General features: G+C 67.7%; 14 protein-coding genes. 6 read left to right on the top strand and 8 right to left on the bottom strand.

Features of this window, described 5'->3' with window-relative positions; genetic code table 11:
- Positions 1–9 precede the first annotated feature (9 nt).
- Positions 10–456, top strand: a complete 447-nt coding sequence (locus ORI27_RS25470; RefSeq protein WP_265999897.1) for an ester cyclase — start codon at positions 10–12, stop codon at positions 454–456.
- On the opposite strand, the gene amaB is transcribed toward ORI27_RS25470, so the two are convergent.
- Together amaB and hglS are read right to left on the bottom strand one after the other, a co-directional pair.
- The gene (gene amaB / locus ORI27_RS25465; RefSeq protein ID WP_265999898.1) at positions 453–2,003 is read right to left on the bottom strand and encodes an L-piperidine-6-carboxylate dehydrogenase; all 1,551 of its coding nucleotides are present in this window, start codon (positions 2,001–2,003) and stop codon (positions 453–455) included. The two genes, ORI27_RS25470 and amaB, sit on opposite strands and share 4 nt — an antisense overlap.
- Positions 2,000–3,244 carry a 2-oxoadipate dioxygenase/decarboxylase gene (hglS, locus tag ORI27_RS25460; protein ID WP_265999899.1) on the bottom strand — a complete coding sequence of 415 codons (1,245 nt, stop codon included), beginning with the start codon at positions 3,242–3,244 and terminating at the stop codon, positions 2,000–2,002. The genes amaB and hglS overlap by 4 nt, the downstream gene beginning before the upstream one ends.
- Before the next feature lie 102 nt (positions 3,245–3,346).
- Here hglS and ORI27_RS25455 point away from each other — a divergent pair, with 102 nt between their 5' ends.
- On the top strand, positions 3,347–3,820 hold the full coding sequence (locus ORI27_RS25455; protein ID WP_265999900.1) for an Lrp/AsnC family transcriptional regulator: 474 nt from the start codon (positions 3,347–3,349) through the stop codon (positions 3,818–3,820).
- 34 nt (positions 3,821–3,854) lie between these two features.
- Here ORI27_RS25455 and ORI27_RS25450 read toward each other — a convergent pair whose 3' ends face one another.
- Positions 3,855–4,298 carry a hypothetical protein gene (locus tag ORI27_RS25450; protein WP_265999901.1) on the bottom strand — a complete coding sequence of 148 codons (444 nt, stop codon included), beginning with the start codon at positions 4,296–4,298 and terminating at the stop codon, positions 3,855–3,857.
- 44 nt (positions 4,299–4,342) lie between these two features.
- Entirely contained in the window at positions 4,343–8,806 is a 4,464-nt protein-coding gene (locus ORI27_RS25445; RefSeq protein WP_265999902.1) for a cation-translocating P-type ATPase, read from the bottom strand.
- 118 nt (positions 8,807–8,924) lie between these two features.
- On the opposite strand from ORI27_RS25445, the gene lat reads away from it, so the two are divergent.
- Complete coding sequence (lat, locus tag ORI27_RS25440; RefSeq protein WP_265999903.1) at positions 8,925–10,295, top strand: L-lysine 6-transaminase; 1,371 nt, start codon at positions 8,925–8,927, stop codon at positions 10,293–10,295.
- 10 nt (positions 10,296–10,305) lie between these two features.
- Positions 10,306–10,980, top strand: coding sequence for a sensor domain-containing protein (locus ORI27_RS25435; protein WP_265999904.1), 675 nt, complete (start codon positions 10,306–10,308; stop codon positions 10,978–10,980).
- A gap of 395 nt (positions 10,981–11,375) precedes the next feature.
- On the opposite strand, the gene mbp1 is transcribed toward ORI27_RS25435, so the two are convergent.
- From mbp1 to ORI27_RS25420, 3 genes are all read right to left on the bottom strand, one after another.
- On the bottom strand, positions 11,376–11,615 hold the full coding sequence (gene mbp1, locus ORI27_RS25430; protein ID WP_265999905.1) for a microaggregate-binding protein 1: 240 nt from the start codon (positions 11,613–11,615) through the stop codon (positions 11,376–11,378).
- A gap of 16 nt (positions 11,616–11,631) precedes the next feature.
- Entirely contained in the window at positions 11,632–11,814 is a 183-nt protein-coding gene (locus ORI27_RS25425) for a Rho termination factor N-terminal domain-containing protein (RefSeq protein ID WP_265999906.1), read from the bottom strand.
- A gap of 79 nt (positions 11,815–11,893) precedes the next feature.
- Complete coding sequence (locus ORI27_RS25420) at positions 11,894–12,106, bottom strand: hypothetical protein (protein WP_265999907.1); 213 nt, start codon at positions 12,104–12,106, stop codon at positions 11,894–11,896.
- A 392-nt stretch (positions 12,107–12,498) separates the two neighbouring features.
- On the opposite strand from ORI27_RS25420, the gene ORI27_RS25415 reads away from it, so the two are divergent.
- Together ORI27_RS25415 and ORI27_RS25410 are read left to right on the top strand one after the other, a co-directional pair.
- On the top strand, positions 12,499–12,936 hold the full coding sequence (locus ORI27_RS25415; RefSeq protein WP_265999908.1) for an ATP-binding protein: 438 nt from the start codon (positions 12,499–12,501) through the stop codon (positions 12,934–12,936).
- Positions 12,933–13,724: an RNA polymerase sigma factor SigF gene (locus tag ORI27_RS25410; protein ID WP_265999909.1), complete on the top strand. Its 792-nt coding sequence runs from the start codon at positions 12,933–12,935 to the stop codon at positions 13,722–13,724. The genes ORI27_RS25415 and ORI27_RS25410 overlap by 4 nt, the downstream gene beginning before the upstream one ends.
- On the opposite strand, the gene ORI27_RS25405 is transcribed toward ORI27_RS25410, so the two are convergent.
- Positions 13,695–14,135 carry an STAS domain-containing protein gene (locus ORI27_RS25405; protein WP_265999910.1) on the bottom strand — a complete coding sequence of 147 codons (441 nt, stop codon included), beginning with the start codon at positions 14,133–14,135 and terminating at the stop codon, positions 13,695–13,697. The two genes, ORI27_RS25410 and ORI27_RS25405, sit on opposite strands and share 30 nt — an antisense overlap.
- Positions 14,136–14,419 lie beyond the last annotated feature (284 nt).

Raw genomic sequence — 14,419 nt, 5'->3', positions numbered from 1 at the left:
GAGTCGACGATGATCACCGACGAACTACGCCGGCGCCGGCTCGACGTCATCAAAGAACACATGGACACCGAGGTGACCAAGGAGTTCGATCGCACCCTGGCCACCTTCAACGGCCACCCGCGCTACGAGATCGTCCCGACAAAACAGGTCTTCGACGGCGACGACGAAGTGATGACGTACTACCTGACGACCCGCACCGCGTTCCCCGACCAGCGCCACGAGAACGCCCGCTTTCACGTCACCGACGATGCGGTGATCGTCGAGTTCGACCTGCTGGGAACCAATCTCGGCGAGTTCTACGGATTGCCGCCGACGGGCAAGGCGTTCCGGGTGCCGGTCATCGCGGTGTTCTCCTTCGAAGGTGACCGGATCACCAACGAGCGCATCTACTTCGACGCCGCCACCCTCGTCAACCAGATCGGCCGCGGGGAACTGCTCAGCCTGCTCGGCGGCTAGCCGAAATGCACGCCCTGGGCCAGCGGTAGTTCCGAGGAGTAGTTGACGGTGTTGGTGGCTCGGCGCATGTAGGCCTTCCAGGAATCGGAGCCGGACTCTCGGCCACCGCCGGTCTGCTTCTCGCCGCCGAACGCCCCGCCGATCTCCGCGCCCGACGTGCCGATGTTCACGTTGGCGATACCGCAGTCCGAGCCGTCGGCGGCCAGGAAACGCTCGGCCTCCCGGACGTCTGTGGTGAAGATGGCCGACGAGAGGCCCTGCGGCACAGCATTGTTCAGCGCAATCGCCTCGTCCAGGGTCTCGTAGGTCAGCACGTAGAGGATCGGCGCGAACGTCTCGTGGTGCACGATATCGGTCTGCGCGGGCATCCGCACCACCGCAGGCTCGACGTAAAACGCCTCGCTTGCCTCGCCGACATGGTGACGTCGGCCGCCGATGACGTCGCCGCCGTCGGCGCGAGCCTGTTCCAGGGCGCCGACCATGTCGCGGTAGGCGGTCTCGTGGATGAGTGGGCCGACGAGGGTACCGTCGGCCGCGGGATCGCCGATCGGCAGCGTGCGGTAGGCGGCGGTGATCCGGTCGACGAGGGTGTCCGCCACCGACGAATGCACAATCAGCCGCCGCAGTGTGGTGCAGCGCTGACCCGCGGTGCCAGCAGCGGAGAAGACGATCGCCCGTACCGCCAAATCCAGATCGGCGGAGGGCGTTACGACTGCGGCGTTGTTGCCGCCGAGTTCCAGCAGCACCCGGCCGAAACGCTCGGCGACACGCGGACCGACCTGCCGGCCCATCCGCACCGAACCGGTCGCCGAGACCAGCGCCACCCGGGGGTCGTCGACCAGCGCCTCACCGATCTCGCGGCCGCCGAGCAGCAACTGGCTCACGTCGCCCGGCGCGGCCACGTCGGCGGCGGCTCGCTCGATCAGTGCCTGGCAGGCGATCGCGGTGAGCGGGGTGAGTTCGGAGGGCTTCCACACCACCGTGTCCCCGCACACCAGCGCCACCGCGGTGTTCCAGGCCCAAACCGCCACCGGGAAGTTGAATGCGGTCACCACCCCGACCACGCCGAGTGGATGCCAGGTCTCCATGAGCCGGTGCCCGGGACGTTCGGAGGCGATGGTGCGGCCGTACAGCTGGCGGGAGAGTCCGACGGCGAACTCGCAGATGTCGATCATCTCCTGGACCTCGCCGAGAGCCTCGGACGTGATCTTGCCCGCTTCGATGCTCACCAGGGTGGCCAACTCCGCCTTGTGCTCGCGCAGCAATTCTCCCAGTCGCGCGACCAGTTGACCCCGCACCGGGGCGGGCGTCGCGCGCCACGTCGAAAAGGCTTGCGCCGCTTTGGCGATCGCGGCGTGAGCCTCCTCGGGTGTGGTTTCGGCGACGGTGAACAAGATGTCACCGGTCACCGGGGTGCTCGCCTGCAGACCGTGCACACCGGGCTGGGCCAGTTCGACGCGGGCGCCGACGGCGTCGAATGAGGCGCGCACTTTGGCGCGCAGCTCCACGGCGGTGGGCAGCGAGGTGGTTGTGATAGCGGTGCTCATGCGGGGGCCTCCTGGGCGGTCGCGTCATAGAGGTCGTAGGGGTCGTGAATGTGACGGCCGATCGTGCCGGCCATCCAGTCGATGTCGTAGCCGGATTCGTCCGGCACGGCGGCGGCTTCGGTGTCGGTGTCGAGGTTGGACCGGAAGATCCCCGCCGCCGACGTCGGCAGGAAATCCTCGTAGACCACCGGGGCCGAGGGGTCTCCGCGGTGATAGTAGGCCAGTCCCTGGGTGGCCATCTCGTCATCGGAGCGGGGGAAGTAGTCGCCCCACACCGCGGCCGGATCGGCGCTCGCCATTGCGGCGTCATACCGTTCGCGACCCTTTCGGGTCAGGGCGACACCGCGGGCCTCCACCTCGCCGAACCGTACCCGCAATGTTCCCTCGGTGACCAGGGAGTCGGCTTCCCGGAAGCGTCGCGGCTCGGCGAGCGCGCGAAACGAGGTCTGGCGCAACAACACGTCGGGACCGTCCCAGCGCGGTGGTCCCTGGATCGCGTCGATCATCGTGATCCCACGCCTGCTCATCCGCTGGTACAAGTCGTCGATATCGAGCACGCGGGGGGTCAGGTGATTGATGTGGGTGGTGGGCACGCCGGCGATATCGGCGGCCACGGCCGACACCGCGGTCAGCTCGGCATACCAGGCCCGGTCGACCGGTTCGCGCGACAGCGCGAACGCAGCGGCCGCGCGAGCCACGAAGTCCTCTGCGGTATCGGCTCTGCAGCCGCCGTCGCTGGCGATCCGGCGGGCGTCGGCAATCAGCTCTGAATTGAACAGGGAGCGCCTGCTGAGGAATTCGTCGACTCGGCGACGCAGGTCGGCATCGAAGAAGCGACCGTCGCGAGTGGCCAGCATCGAGGTGAACACCCGGAATGGGTTGCGTGCCAATTCCGATGCAGCCACCGGCCGGAATGCCGTGGACACCACGGGGACGGGTGATGCCGCCTCGCGGAGGTCGTAATAGCCCACCGGATACATCCCGAATGCCGCGAAAAGATCTGCGACGTCGGTCAATTCGCCGGGTGCGCCGACGCGGATCGCGCCGTGCCGTTCAGCGGTGACTCGTTCGATGGAGCCCAGTCGCCCAGCGTCCGGATGGGTGGCGACAAAATCGCGGTTGACGGCCTCGCTGACCTCGACCAACGTGGTGTAGGCCGGAACCTCCGCTCCGTACATTGCCGACAATGCGGCGGCGAAGCGTGCCCGCAGCTGCCAGATCTCGACGTCAGGTGCGCTCACGAGGCACGTCGATTCCCGGGTCGCTGCGCTCCTGCCCTCCGCCTTGCCAATTCCGGGGTCGCTGCGCTCCTGCCCTCCGCCCAGCTGAGATAGTCTGCGGCCATGGCGGACAGTGCAGAGGCGACGCACGGTCTCGACGAGGTCGATCGCACCCTGGTGCGTGAGCTTGTCGCCGACGGCAGGGCCACGCTGGCCGAGCTGGCCTCTGCCACGGGACTGTCGGTGTCGGCGGTGCAATCGAGGGTGCGCCGTCTCGAGACGCGCGGTGTGGTCACCGGGTACAGCGCCCGGGTGGACCCCGAAACGTTCGGGCACATGCTTTCGGCGTTCGTGGCGATCACCCCTCTCGATCCTTCCCAACCCGATGATGCCCCCGCCCGCCTGGAGCACATCGCCGAAATCGAGGCGTGCTATTCGGTGGCCGGCGAGGAGAGTTACGTCCTGTTCGTGCGCGTCGAGTCGCCGCGGGCGCTGGAAGTCCTGCTCCAACAGATCCGAACCGCCGCAAACGTGCGTACCCGAAGCACCATCATTCTAAACACATTTTACAGTGATCGAGTCTACCTACCGGAATAGTTACGGCCAAATCGTGAAAATGCCGATCTAATTCCTAGGGATGCTGGGGTGGCGCCTTCTTGACGGCCTTCTTGGCGGCTTTCTTGGCCGGCGCCTTCTTCACCGCCTTCTTGGCTGGCGCCTTCTTCACCGCCTTCTTGGCGGCTTTCTTGGCGGGTGCCTTCTTGGCCGGAGGTCGTTCGGCCGGTGCCGCCGGCGCCATGGCCGGGGCGGCCAGGGCCGCCTCGACGCTGGCCTCGCGTTTCTCCAGATCGCTCAGGTGGCGCGCCACCACGGCCGACCCGATACCCATCGCCACCGCCAGCGGCCAGTCGATGAGCTCCAGGGCGGCCAACCCGCCCAGCACCGCATAGAAGGCCAGCTGGTCAGGCGGGGGAACCCGAACCGCGCCGATCAGCGGTAGCCGGATCGAGAACTTGCGTGCCTCGGCGACCCGGCGCGAGGCGTCGCGCTGAGCCGCCACCAGCGACCGCGTCATTGACAACATGTTCGTGTCCTGTTCACTCTCGGGTCCCGATTCGGTCACGGGCTTGGGCTGTCCTGGATCTCGTGACCGATATGCTCCGCTTCACCGGACCAGACGCTCTCGTCCTGGCCGGTGTCCGGCTGTTGACGCCGCCGGTTCGGGAAATCTACGCCGTCCTCGTGCGGGCCGGCATCGTCGTCGTCGACGACTAGGCGATAAAACCCCGAGCCGAGCCGTTCAAGCACCCCGGGTGCCAACGCCGAGACGGCGGTGGCCGCCGCGGTGGCGAGGAAGGCTTGGCCCCAGCCCAGCGGGTCCACCGGAGTGCAGCCGAACAACTGACTCACACCTGGGGTGCTGATCAGAGCGGCCAGCGCCACGAACGAGCCGCCCGCCGTCGCGACGACCAGCGGGCTACGGGAGTCGGCCAGGGTTTGTGCCAGCTGCGTGGACACCAGACCGATCAGCGCGATGGTGGCGGCGCGGCGCTGGGTTCCCGTCATTCGCCCCATCAGCCAGGCCAGCGTCGCGCCGGTCGTCGTGGCCGTGCCACGGATGAAGATCGCCTGCCACATCGCCGACTCGTCGCGGTCCAGTTGCTCGGTACCGTCGTGTGGACTGACCGCCAGCGCCGCGGCCGGTAGCGCGTCGGTGAGCATGTTGACCAGCAGCATCTGCCGGGCGTTCAGAACCGAACGGCCGGTCGCCACACTGGTCAGCAGGGCGAACGCGACTTCGCCCAGGTTGCCTCCGAGCAGCATGGACACCGCGGACTGCACCCGATGCCACAGCTGCTCGCCCTCATCGAGGGCATCGACGAGAGCTTCGATCTTCCCGTCCAGCAGCACCACGTCAGCGGCGGTGCGGGCCGGATCGCTGCCACGTGCGGCGACCCCGATACCGACGCTGGCCGCCCGGATCGCCGCCGCATCGTTGGCGCCGTCGCCCACCATCGCCGTGACCAGACCCGCCCGCTCCAGTGTCTGCACCACGTCGATCTTGTGCTCGGGTGCCATCCGCGCGAAGACCACGTGGGACAGCACCGCGTCGGTCCGCTCCTCAGCCGACAACGCCTCCCATTCCGAGCCGGTGATGACCTGGTCGGTGGTGACGTCCAAACCCAGTTCGTTCGCTGCGACGGTCGCTGTCAGGGGATGGTCTCCGGTGATGAGCCGCACGCCGATCTCGCGTTCGGTCAGCTCTTGTAGCAGTGCGCGCGCGTTCGGGCGGGGGGTGTCGGCGAGCCCGAGCAGGCCGCACGGCGTGAGCCCGGAGCGGCAGAGTTCTTCCATCACGGCGGCGTCGGCGACCGCGGCGGCGGCCTGGTCGGCGCTCAGCTCGCGCTCGGCGACCGCCAGCACTCGCAAGCCCTCCGCCGCCATGCCCGCGATCAGCTTGTCCAGCCGCCGGGAGTCGTCGGCCAGCGCGGACGACAGCACCTCGGGTGCACCCTTGATGGTCAGCCGGGTGCCGGTCAATGCCGCGGCGAAGGGGCGACCGGATTGGAACGGCAGGAACGCATCGCGAGCGGCCAGCTCTTGCGGCCCGGCGGCCTCATGGATCGCGTCGTCGGTGGCGTGCTCGACGCGGTGCTTGTGCCTCGAGTACGACGTGGACAACGCCGCGTGCAGAACCTGTTCCTCCGTGTAGCCGGTCAGCGGCCGCACCGCCTTCACCCGCAACCGGTTCTCGCTCAGTGTGCCCGTCTTGTCGAAGCACACCACGTCCAGGCGCGCCAGCGCTTCCACCGAGTGCGCGTTGCGGACCAGGACGGACTCGTTGGTGAGACGGCGCGCGGCCGCCAGCTGCGCCAGCGTGGCCACCAGCGGCAGACCCTCGGGAACAGCAGCGACGGTCAGCGCCACCGCGCTGGCAACCGACTCGCGCAGCGGTGTGCCACGCAGCACGCTGAACAGACCCACCGCCGCACCGCCGGCAAGGCTCCAGGGCAGCGCGCGGTTGGTGATGCGGCTCAGTTGTCGCTGCAGGCCGATCTCGCGGGACTTCGTCGGCGCCATGGCCAGCGCGCGGCGCATCTCGGTCATCGGGCCCACCGCGGTGACGACGGCCAGCGCGGTGCCGGCCACCACCGTGGTGCCGTCGTAGATCATGCAGGCGCGCTCGGCCAGCGGCGCGCCCGGCGTCGGGAGGGTCTGTTTGGGCACCGGGAGTGATTCACCGGTCAACGTGGACTCGTCGACTTCGAGGTCGCCGGCCTCGAGCAGGCGGGCATCCGCCGGCACGACCTCACCGGCGCGCACCTCGATGACGTCGCCGGGTCGGAGACTTGCCGCGGCAATGTGTTCGCTGTGGTGTCCGGCCAACTCGCCGACGCGGCGGCGGGCCAACGGATCCTGAACGGACATCAGGCGCCGCAGCACCCGTTCGGCATGCAGCTGCTGTTCGGAGGAGAGGGCCGCGTTGGCGAGGAGCACACCGCCGACGAGCACCGCGTCCAGCGGGGAGCCCAGCAGTGCACTGGCCACCGCGCCGGTGGCCAGGATCGGTGTGATCGGATCGGCCAGGTTGCTTCGCATCTCGCCGGCGAATTCGCGCAGCAACGTCCAGGTGGAGCTGCGGGCCTGGTTCAGCGCCCGGATCGGCAGTAGCAGCGGAGACGGCTCGCTGTGCGGCTGGTCGGACATGGCCGGCGGGCGGGGAAGTAGGCGTTGCACCTCGGCCGTCGACAGCGCATGCCAGTCGTGCCCGGGCTCGGGCACCGGCAGCGGGTCGGCGAAAAGCTTGCTGCCCGAGTTGAAACCCGCCCAGAGTCCGCCCAGCACACCGAGATTGACCGACTCGGGACCGTAGCCCGGAACACCGGGAATCAGCATCAACGCGCCGATCGCCGAACTCGACATCGACAGCCGCACGCCCTTGGCGGCGGTCGAGCGAGCGACGGGAATGGCTCGCAGGACCCGCCACACCGCGGGCAGGTCGGGAACGAAAACATCGGCACCCCAGGGCGGTACCGAACCGTGGGCGACGCCGACAGTGATATCGGCCTCGTGTTGGGCGGCCATCGCCGAGGTGGTCAGCAACGCCACGGTGCAGCCGTCGGCGCCGAGCTCGGCCACCAGGCCGGCCAGTGCGTCGTCCAGCGAATCACCCATCGGGTACAGCTTGTCGAAGCCCTGGGCCAGCGAGCGCAGACCGTCGTCATCGACCGACACCACCCGCGCGCCGGTCTTGCGGGCCTCGCTCACCAGGGCGCTTGCCAGGGGCTTTCGGACGGGACTCACCAGCGCCTCGCCCGCCCGGCCGGCGCCCTTGATCTTGGCCAGCGGATGCCAGCCCGGCGTGAGCTTTCCCTCGCGGAGGGCGACTTGCGCAGCCTCCCAGGCCCTCTCGCGATGCGAGTTCTCCACCCCGCGAACGCGGCCGATCATGAGGTCGTCGGTGTAGAGGGTGCGCGGGTCGATGGCGATGACATCCACCCGATCGAGCGCCCGCAGGGCACGAGGCCTGATCACCAGCGCATCGTGATGGTTGATCAGGCCGCGGGTCATCGCACAGCCGAACGCTTCTCGGGTCGCGCGGGTGGGCTTCGGCGCGGCGACCAGGGCGGCCGCACCGCTGATCGCCGGGTTGCGGGTCACCGCGCCGATCGCCGCGGCGGCCACGACACCGATCCAGCCGGCCCTGTTCGCGTAGTCCTCGGCGTCGCCCTCGGCGAACTCGGTGGTTCCCCTCCTGGGGGCGCCGCCGGTCGGGATGCTGTCGGCCAGCAGCGGCTCGTGCCGGCGCCACGCTAGCCGGGAGTTCCACGCCTCGGCAGCGAGCATCGCCCGGGCGGCGGCCTCGGCGGCGGCGGAGGTGGGGGAGACGGTCAGGGTGGCGACCAGCGAATTCGTCACGGAGAACAGCAGATCGGTGCCGTCATGGCCGAGTCTGCGTTCGAGTTGACGGCGCACGACGGGGATGTGGTCGGCCACCGTCGGCACGACCGAGACGAGGTCGGGCAGGCCGGGCATCCGGAGTAACTGCCCGGTCAGGGACAGGCCGAGCCCGACAGTGGCCGCGGCCGCGCCGAACGTGCGGGCTACCAGAACTTCGTCGTCACCCGGCAGTGTGATCGGACGGTGCCGGGCGCCTTGCGGTTCGGTGCGCGCCCGCCGCTCGGCCTCGGCGACCACCGCCCGCAGGCTTTCGGATACCCCGTCCGGGCCGATGGTGACCACGACCCGCGATACCGACGCGTTGATGACCGCGTCGGTGACTCCCGGTACCTCCCGGAGCGCCGCCAGCACCTCCGTGGCGATGGCATCCGCGTCGGGACCGCTCAGACCGCGTACTTCGATCCAACGGCGGGTGCCGTGCCTGCTGCTTCGGCGGGCGGGCGGTCCGCCGATCGCCTCGACTGCCATGTTGACGACCGAGCGGCTCACCTGGCCGACACCGGGTATGGCGTTCAGTGCCCGGGCACCGGTGCGAACGGCGGTGTCGCCGCCCAGCAGGGCCGCCGATCCGGCCAGGCCAGCCACCGCCATGCCCGCACGCAGCGGCGCGGTGAGCAACATGACCAAAACCGTACCTGCTGGAAGTGACCCGCACGCGTCGGAGGTACTACGGCCTATTGAGTGTAAACATTCCTGCTACATGGCTGCTATGAAGGAAAAATTACGATAGGATCGCCTAATGACGGAACTCTTATCGCGAGATGACGTGTTGTCGGGGGCAACTACCGACCGGGGCCGTGTCGTCGAACCTGGAAATGTCCGTACCGTTCTGGCCCGCAGCATCCTGGCCGACGGGCTCGATCTCGTCCTCGATCTGCAACAGTCGAGGGGTTCCTGGCTCGTCGACGCCCGCGACGGTAAGCGGTACCTCGACATGTTCACGTTCTTCGCCTCCTCGGCGTTGGGCATGAACCATCCCGCACTCGCCGACGACCCGGCGTTCCGTGCCGAGCTGGCCCAGGCCGCCATCAACAAGCCGTCCAACTCCGACGTGTACAGCGTGCCGATGGCGCGATTCGTCGACACCTTCGCCAGGGTGCTGGGCGACCCCGACCTGCCGCACCTGTTCTTCGTCGACGGCGGTGCTCTCGCGGTGGAGAACGCGCTGAAGGTCGCCTTCGATTGGAAGAGCCGGCACAACGAAGCCCACGGGATCGATCCCGCGCTGGGCACCCGCGTCATGCACCTGCGGGGTGCCTTCCACGGGCGCAGTGGCTACACCCTGTCGCTGACCAACACCGACCCGGTCAAGGTGGCCCGATTCCCCAAATTCGACTGGCCGCGCATCGACGCTCCCTACCTTCGCCCAGGCTTGAGGGACCAGGCCATGGACGCGTTGGAAGCCGAATCCATCCGACAGGCCCGCGAGGCATTCGAAACCCACCCGCACGACATCGCCTGCTTCATCGCCGAACCGATCCAGGGCGAGGGGGGCGACCGGCACTTCCGCCCGCAGTTCTTCGCCGCGATGCGCCAATTGTGCGACGAGTACGACGCGCTGATGATTGCCGACGAAGTGCAGACCGGCTGCGGCATCACCGGCACCGCCTGGGCCCACCAGCAGCTGGGATTCACCCCTGACGTCGTCGCGTTCGGCAAGAAGACGCAGGTATGCGGGATCATGGCCGGCCGGCGGGTCGACGAAGTCGCCGACAACGTGTTCGCGGTCAGCTCCCGGATCAATTCGACCTGGGGCGGAAACCTTGTCGACATGGTGCGCTCCCGGCGGATATTAGAGGTCATCGAGGCCGAACAGCTGTTCGCCGGCGCCGCCGAGCTGGGCGCCTACCTGCTCGCCGGGCTGGACGACCTCGCCCGGCAGCTGCCCGACCTCGTCCGCGACGTGCGGGGCCGGGGGCTGATGTGCGCCTTCAGCCTGCCGTCCACCGAGCGCCGCGACGCCGTGCTGAGCGCCCTGTGGGATCGCGGGGTGATCATGCTCGGCAGCGGTCCGGACAGTGTGCGGTTCCGCCCCGCGTTGACCGTGACCCGCGCGGAGATCGACCGCGCACTGGCTGCCCTCAGAGAGGTATTGCCGCCGGCGGTCTAGCATTCGGGACATGCGGTTGCCCGCGATCCTCGGTGCGGCGGCGGTGGTGCTCGCCGGGTGCGCGCACAGCGTCGCAGGCGTTGCGGTGTCTAATCCGGCCCAGGGCATCACGCCGCTGCGCGCCGATGACACCGACCAGGTGCTGATCGGCCCGGCGCAATTGCGCGACATCGTCGGCGTCAGACTGCAGACGGAGGCCGATCAGTCCCGGCCGATACCCGGCTCCTCGGCAGTCCCCGCGTGTTCGGCGCTCGACGCCGCCGGCATGGCCGCCTTTCTCGGCGACCAGTCGCTGGGATTGCACGTCCTGCTTTTCACCGACGGTGACAGGCATGACCACGTCGTGGCCGAGGCCGTCGCGATCTATCCGGATGCCGGGGCGGCGGCAGCGCAGTTCGCCGCCGGTACCAAGAACGCCAAGGCCTGCGACGGCCAGCGGGCGTTGAGCACCGGCGGCGATGCCGCGTGGAAGTTCACCGTTCCCGAGATCAACGCCGACACCGTGCGGTGGAGCAAACAGCAGATCGGTATCCCGTTCGACTGGACCTGTTACGCGGAGGCCAGGCTGCGCAACAACGCCATCGTGCAGGCGATGGCGTGCCAGGGTGACGATGGCGGCCAGGTCACGGTGACGAGGATGACCGACCGGATGTCGGCCAGCGTGTGGGAGCTGTCGGGCCGCTGACCGTCGCTCGATTCGGCTGTCCCGCAACGTTTACCCGGGCCCGCATCGGGCAAATAGCAAAGATGCGGCAAGCGCGGGGACGGCCAGGGTCGGTCCGGTTCGGGTCGGCCGAAGACGGTGTGGGTGCGGCTATCCGATTCACCTTGTCGGCCGTTGCCGCAGGTGTCGGATTCCTGGTGGGCGGCGCCGTGTCCACGTGTAGCGGCGCGGCCGGACTCGACACCGCCGCCTGCGGACCCGTTCAACACACGCTGCTGGGCATGGGTGCCCCGGTCATCCTGGCCATCGCCGCCGCGTTCGCGTTCTGGCCGCGGCGGCCCTGGTTCCCGCGAACTAAACTCTTCTACGACAAATGCCCAGCGGATCCGCTGGGCATTTGTCGTAGAAGAATGGTGCTACTGGTGCGCCTTCTGACGCTCCTCGGCGGCCTTCGCGCCGGCGCGGGCCGCCTCTGCCTCGGCTTCTTTCTTGGCGGCATCGCGCTGTGCCTCGGCCTTGTCCTGCTGGGCCTTGCCTTCGTTGATCAAGTCGTTGCGGCCGGTCACTGTGCCCACGACTTCCTTGGCCTTGCCCTTGACGTCCTCGACGACGCCCTTGATTGCCTCTTCCGGTCCGCTGTTGTTGTCGTCGGCCATGAATCTTTCCTTCCGGTCAATAACTACGGATCAGTGCGATCAGTTTTTCCTTGCTCAGCCCGGAATACCCCGAAATCCCAAGCTGCTTCGCCCTCTTCTTGAGCTCAGCGACGGTCCAGCCTTCGTAGGCGCAGGACCGACTGGGTCGAAAGAACCGAATGTCGTCGACTTCGGTTCTCGCCGCGGCGGCGCTCGACATCTCCTACCCCCTTTGCTGAGGTTGCGTTTCCTCGGGTGGGCTTGTACCCGGGGGGCCTATTGGGCCAAACATGGCGTGATCAACGCAACTCGTCCGGATCCGGATCTTCGATGACCTGGTGTTGTTCCTGCCAATCTGATTCGTCGCTCTCCAGCGGTGGAAGGGCGTCATCGATCAGCGCACTGTCATCTCCGTCGACATCGTCTGCGTCGGCCGCGCCTGCCGCACTGCGGTTTTGCTCGACGATATCGGCGATGGGCACGTCGTCGGGGAATGAGTCCCGATCGGTCATCTTTTCCAATCTACCCCGGTCGACGAGCTCGGCTTCGGCCCAGCGACTTCGACTTTCGGCCTACCGGGATCGAAATTTACGCTGGCGCAGGCGATGACGCCGTCAGCGGATCAGCGGTCGGTGTCGGGTCGGTATCAGCCGGGCGGTGACCTTCGCGGTCAGGCGTCCTGGAATGGGCCGATGTCGACCAGGAACTTGCGATCGTCAGGTTTGACCCGAGCCGCTTGGTGGGTACCAGGGACCCATCATGACGACGACTTCCCGGGCAGTGCTGTGCTCGCTTCCGCCATCCGTGTATGCATCGGTAATCCGGCCGATTCGGTCGGCGCAACGCCGTGGCTAGCAGCTCTCTGAACTGGGGTAGTGTCGGGTCGACATCGCCAGGAGGCCAGATGACCGATGCCGAAAGCCGAGGTGGCGCGGCACAGCGAGGCACCAGCGCCGTCGAGTTGAGGGTTGCCGCCAGGTTGGAGAATCTCGCCGTGTTGCGCACCGTGGTCGGCGCGGTCGGCACGTTCGAAGACCTGGATTTCGACGCCGTCGCCGACCTGCGGCTGGCTGTCGATGAGGCGTGCACCAGGCTGATCCGTTCGGCGTCACCGGACGCGACGCTGGTGGTGGTGGTGGACGCCCACGACGACGTGGTCGTCGTGGAGGCCTCGACCACCTGCGACACCTACGACGTGGTCACCCCCGGCAGCTTCAGCTGGCACGTGCTGAGCTCGCTGACCGACGATGTGCAGACATTCCACAACGGTCACGAGCCCAGTAGCGACGGGCAGGTTTTCGGCATCACCTTGACCACGAGGCGGGCGGGCTCCGGGCAGTGACTCCCCGAGCCACGAACAGTTCGTCACCAAGGGCGAACTCGGAGTACGCGGACGTTCCCGACCTGTTCCGGGAGCTCGCGAAACTAGACCCCGAATCGACGGAGCGCCAGCGGCACCGCGACCGCATCGTCGAGCGGTGTCTACCGCTTGCCGACCACATCGCCCGTCGTTTCGACGGTCGTGGCGAACCGCGCGACGACCTGGTCCAGGTGGCCCGTGTCGGCCTGGTGAACGCCGTCATCCGCTACGACGTCGAAACCGGTTCGGACTTCGTGTCCTTCGCGGTGCCCACGATCATGGGCGAGGTTCGCCGTCACTTCCGCGACAACAGCTGGTCGGTCAAGGTGCCGCGCCGGCTCAAGGAGCTCCACCTGCGGCTGGGTGCGGCCACATCGGAACTGTCCCAGCGATTGGGGCGCGCACCGACCGCTTCCGAACTGGCCGAGGAGCTCGGCATGGAACGCGAAGAGGTCGTCGAAGGCCTGGTCGCGGGCAGCTCGTACAACACGCTGTCGATCGACAGCGGTGGCAGCGGTGGCGACGACGACGCACCCGCGATCGTCGACACGCTGGGTGACGTCGACCTGAGCCTGGATCAGATCGAGAACCGCGAAGCGCTGCGTCCGTTGCTGGAAGCGCTGCCGGAGCGGGAGCGCACCGTGCTTCTGCTGCGATTCTTCGAATCACTGACTCAGACCCAGATCGCCGAGCGCGTCGGCATCTCCCAGATGCACGTCTCGCGGCTGTTGGCCAAGTCCTTAGCGCGGCTCCGCGACCAGCTGGAGTAGTCGACGAGGTTCCCCGTCGAGCAGTGCGATCGCTTCGACGATCGAGTCGGCGACCGGCAGCGTATGGTCCGGGTCGCACACCCGCAGCAGTCGGGATACCGCGTCGCCGGTCACCATTGCCCACCGCGACGAGGCGTTGGCGCAACGGACGTTGATCGTGTGCAGTGCCGAGAAGCCGGCTGTTCCGAAGAACTGCAGTGGGCTGAGGTCCAGGACCAGATGGGTGCCGGCGGCCGCGCATTCATCGACATGGTCGGCGAAGGCAGCGGAGTTGGACGCGTCGAGTTCGCCCTGGACGGTGATGATCCCGACGGTGGCATCGGGCCAGTGAGTGGTGAAGCGTGCGGTGTGGCAATCACGAGAATGCAACGCAGCCGGACGCTCGGACTGATCTGTGCTTGTGACAGACATAGTGACTCCATCAGTGAACGAGTATTCGTACTGTGGATCACGCCAAGTGGGTAAGCCCGTACAGTGCGGGAGCTCGCGCGCCTCGCACGTCATTGACGTAGTTCCGGGCGGCTGTTAACTCAACCTCTTTCGAACACTACGCCACCGGTACAGGCTCGTGACAGCTGACAGGGGAGGAATTGTCAATACCTGTGGATTGGGGTGTTTCAGGCGACCTCCGTTCCGGCTGATGTCGCCTCGGTGGTGGCCGATTCCGGCGGGGTGATGTCGGTGGGACGTTCGAG

The organism is Mycobacterium pinniadriaticum (assembly GCF_026242045.1).
Taxonomy (GTDB): Bacteria; Actinomycetota; Actinomycetes; order Mycobacteriales; family Mycobacteriaceae; genus Mycobacterium; species Mycobacterium pinniadriaticum.
Note: the sequence above shows the minus strand (reverse complement) of the source record. Positions and strands in the feature narration are given on the sequence as shown.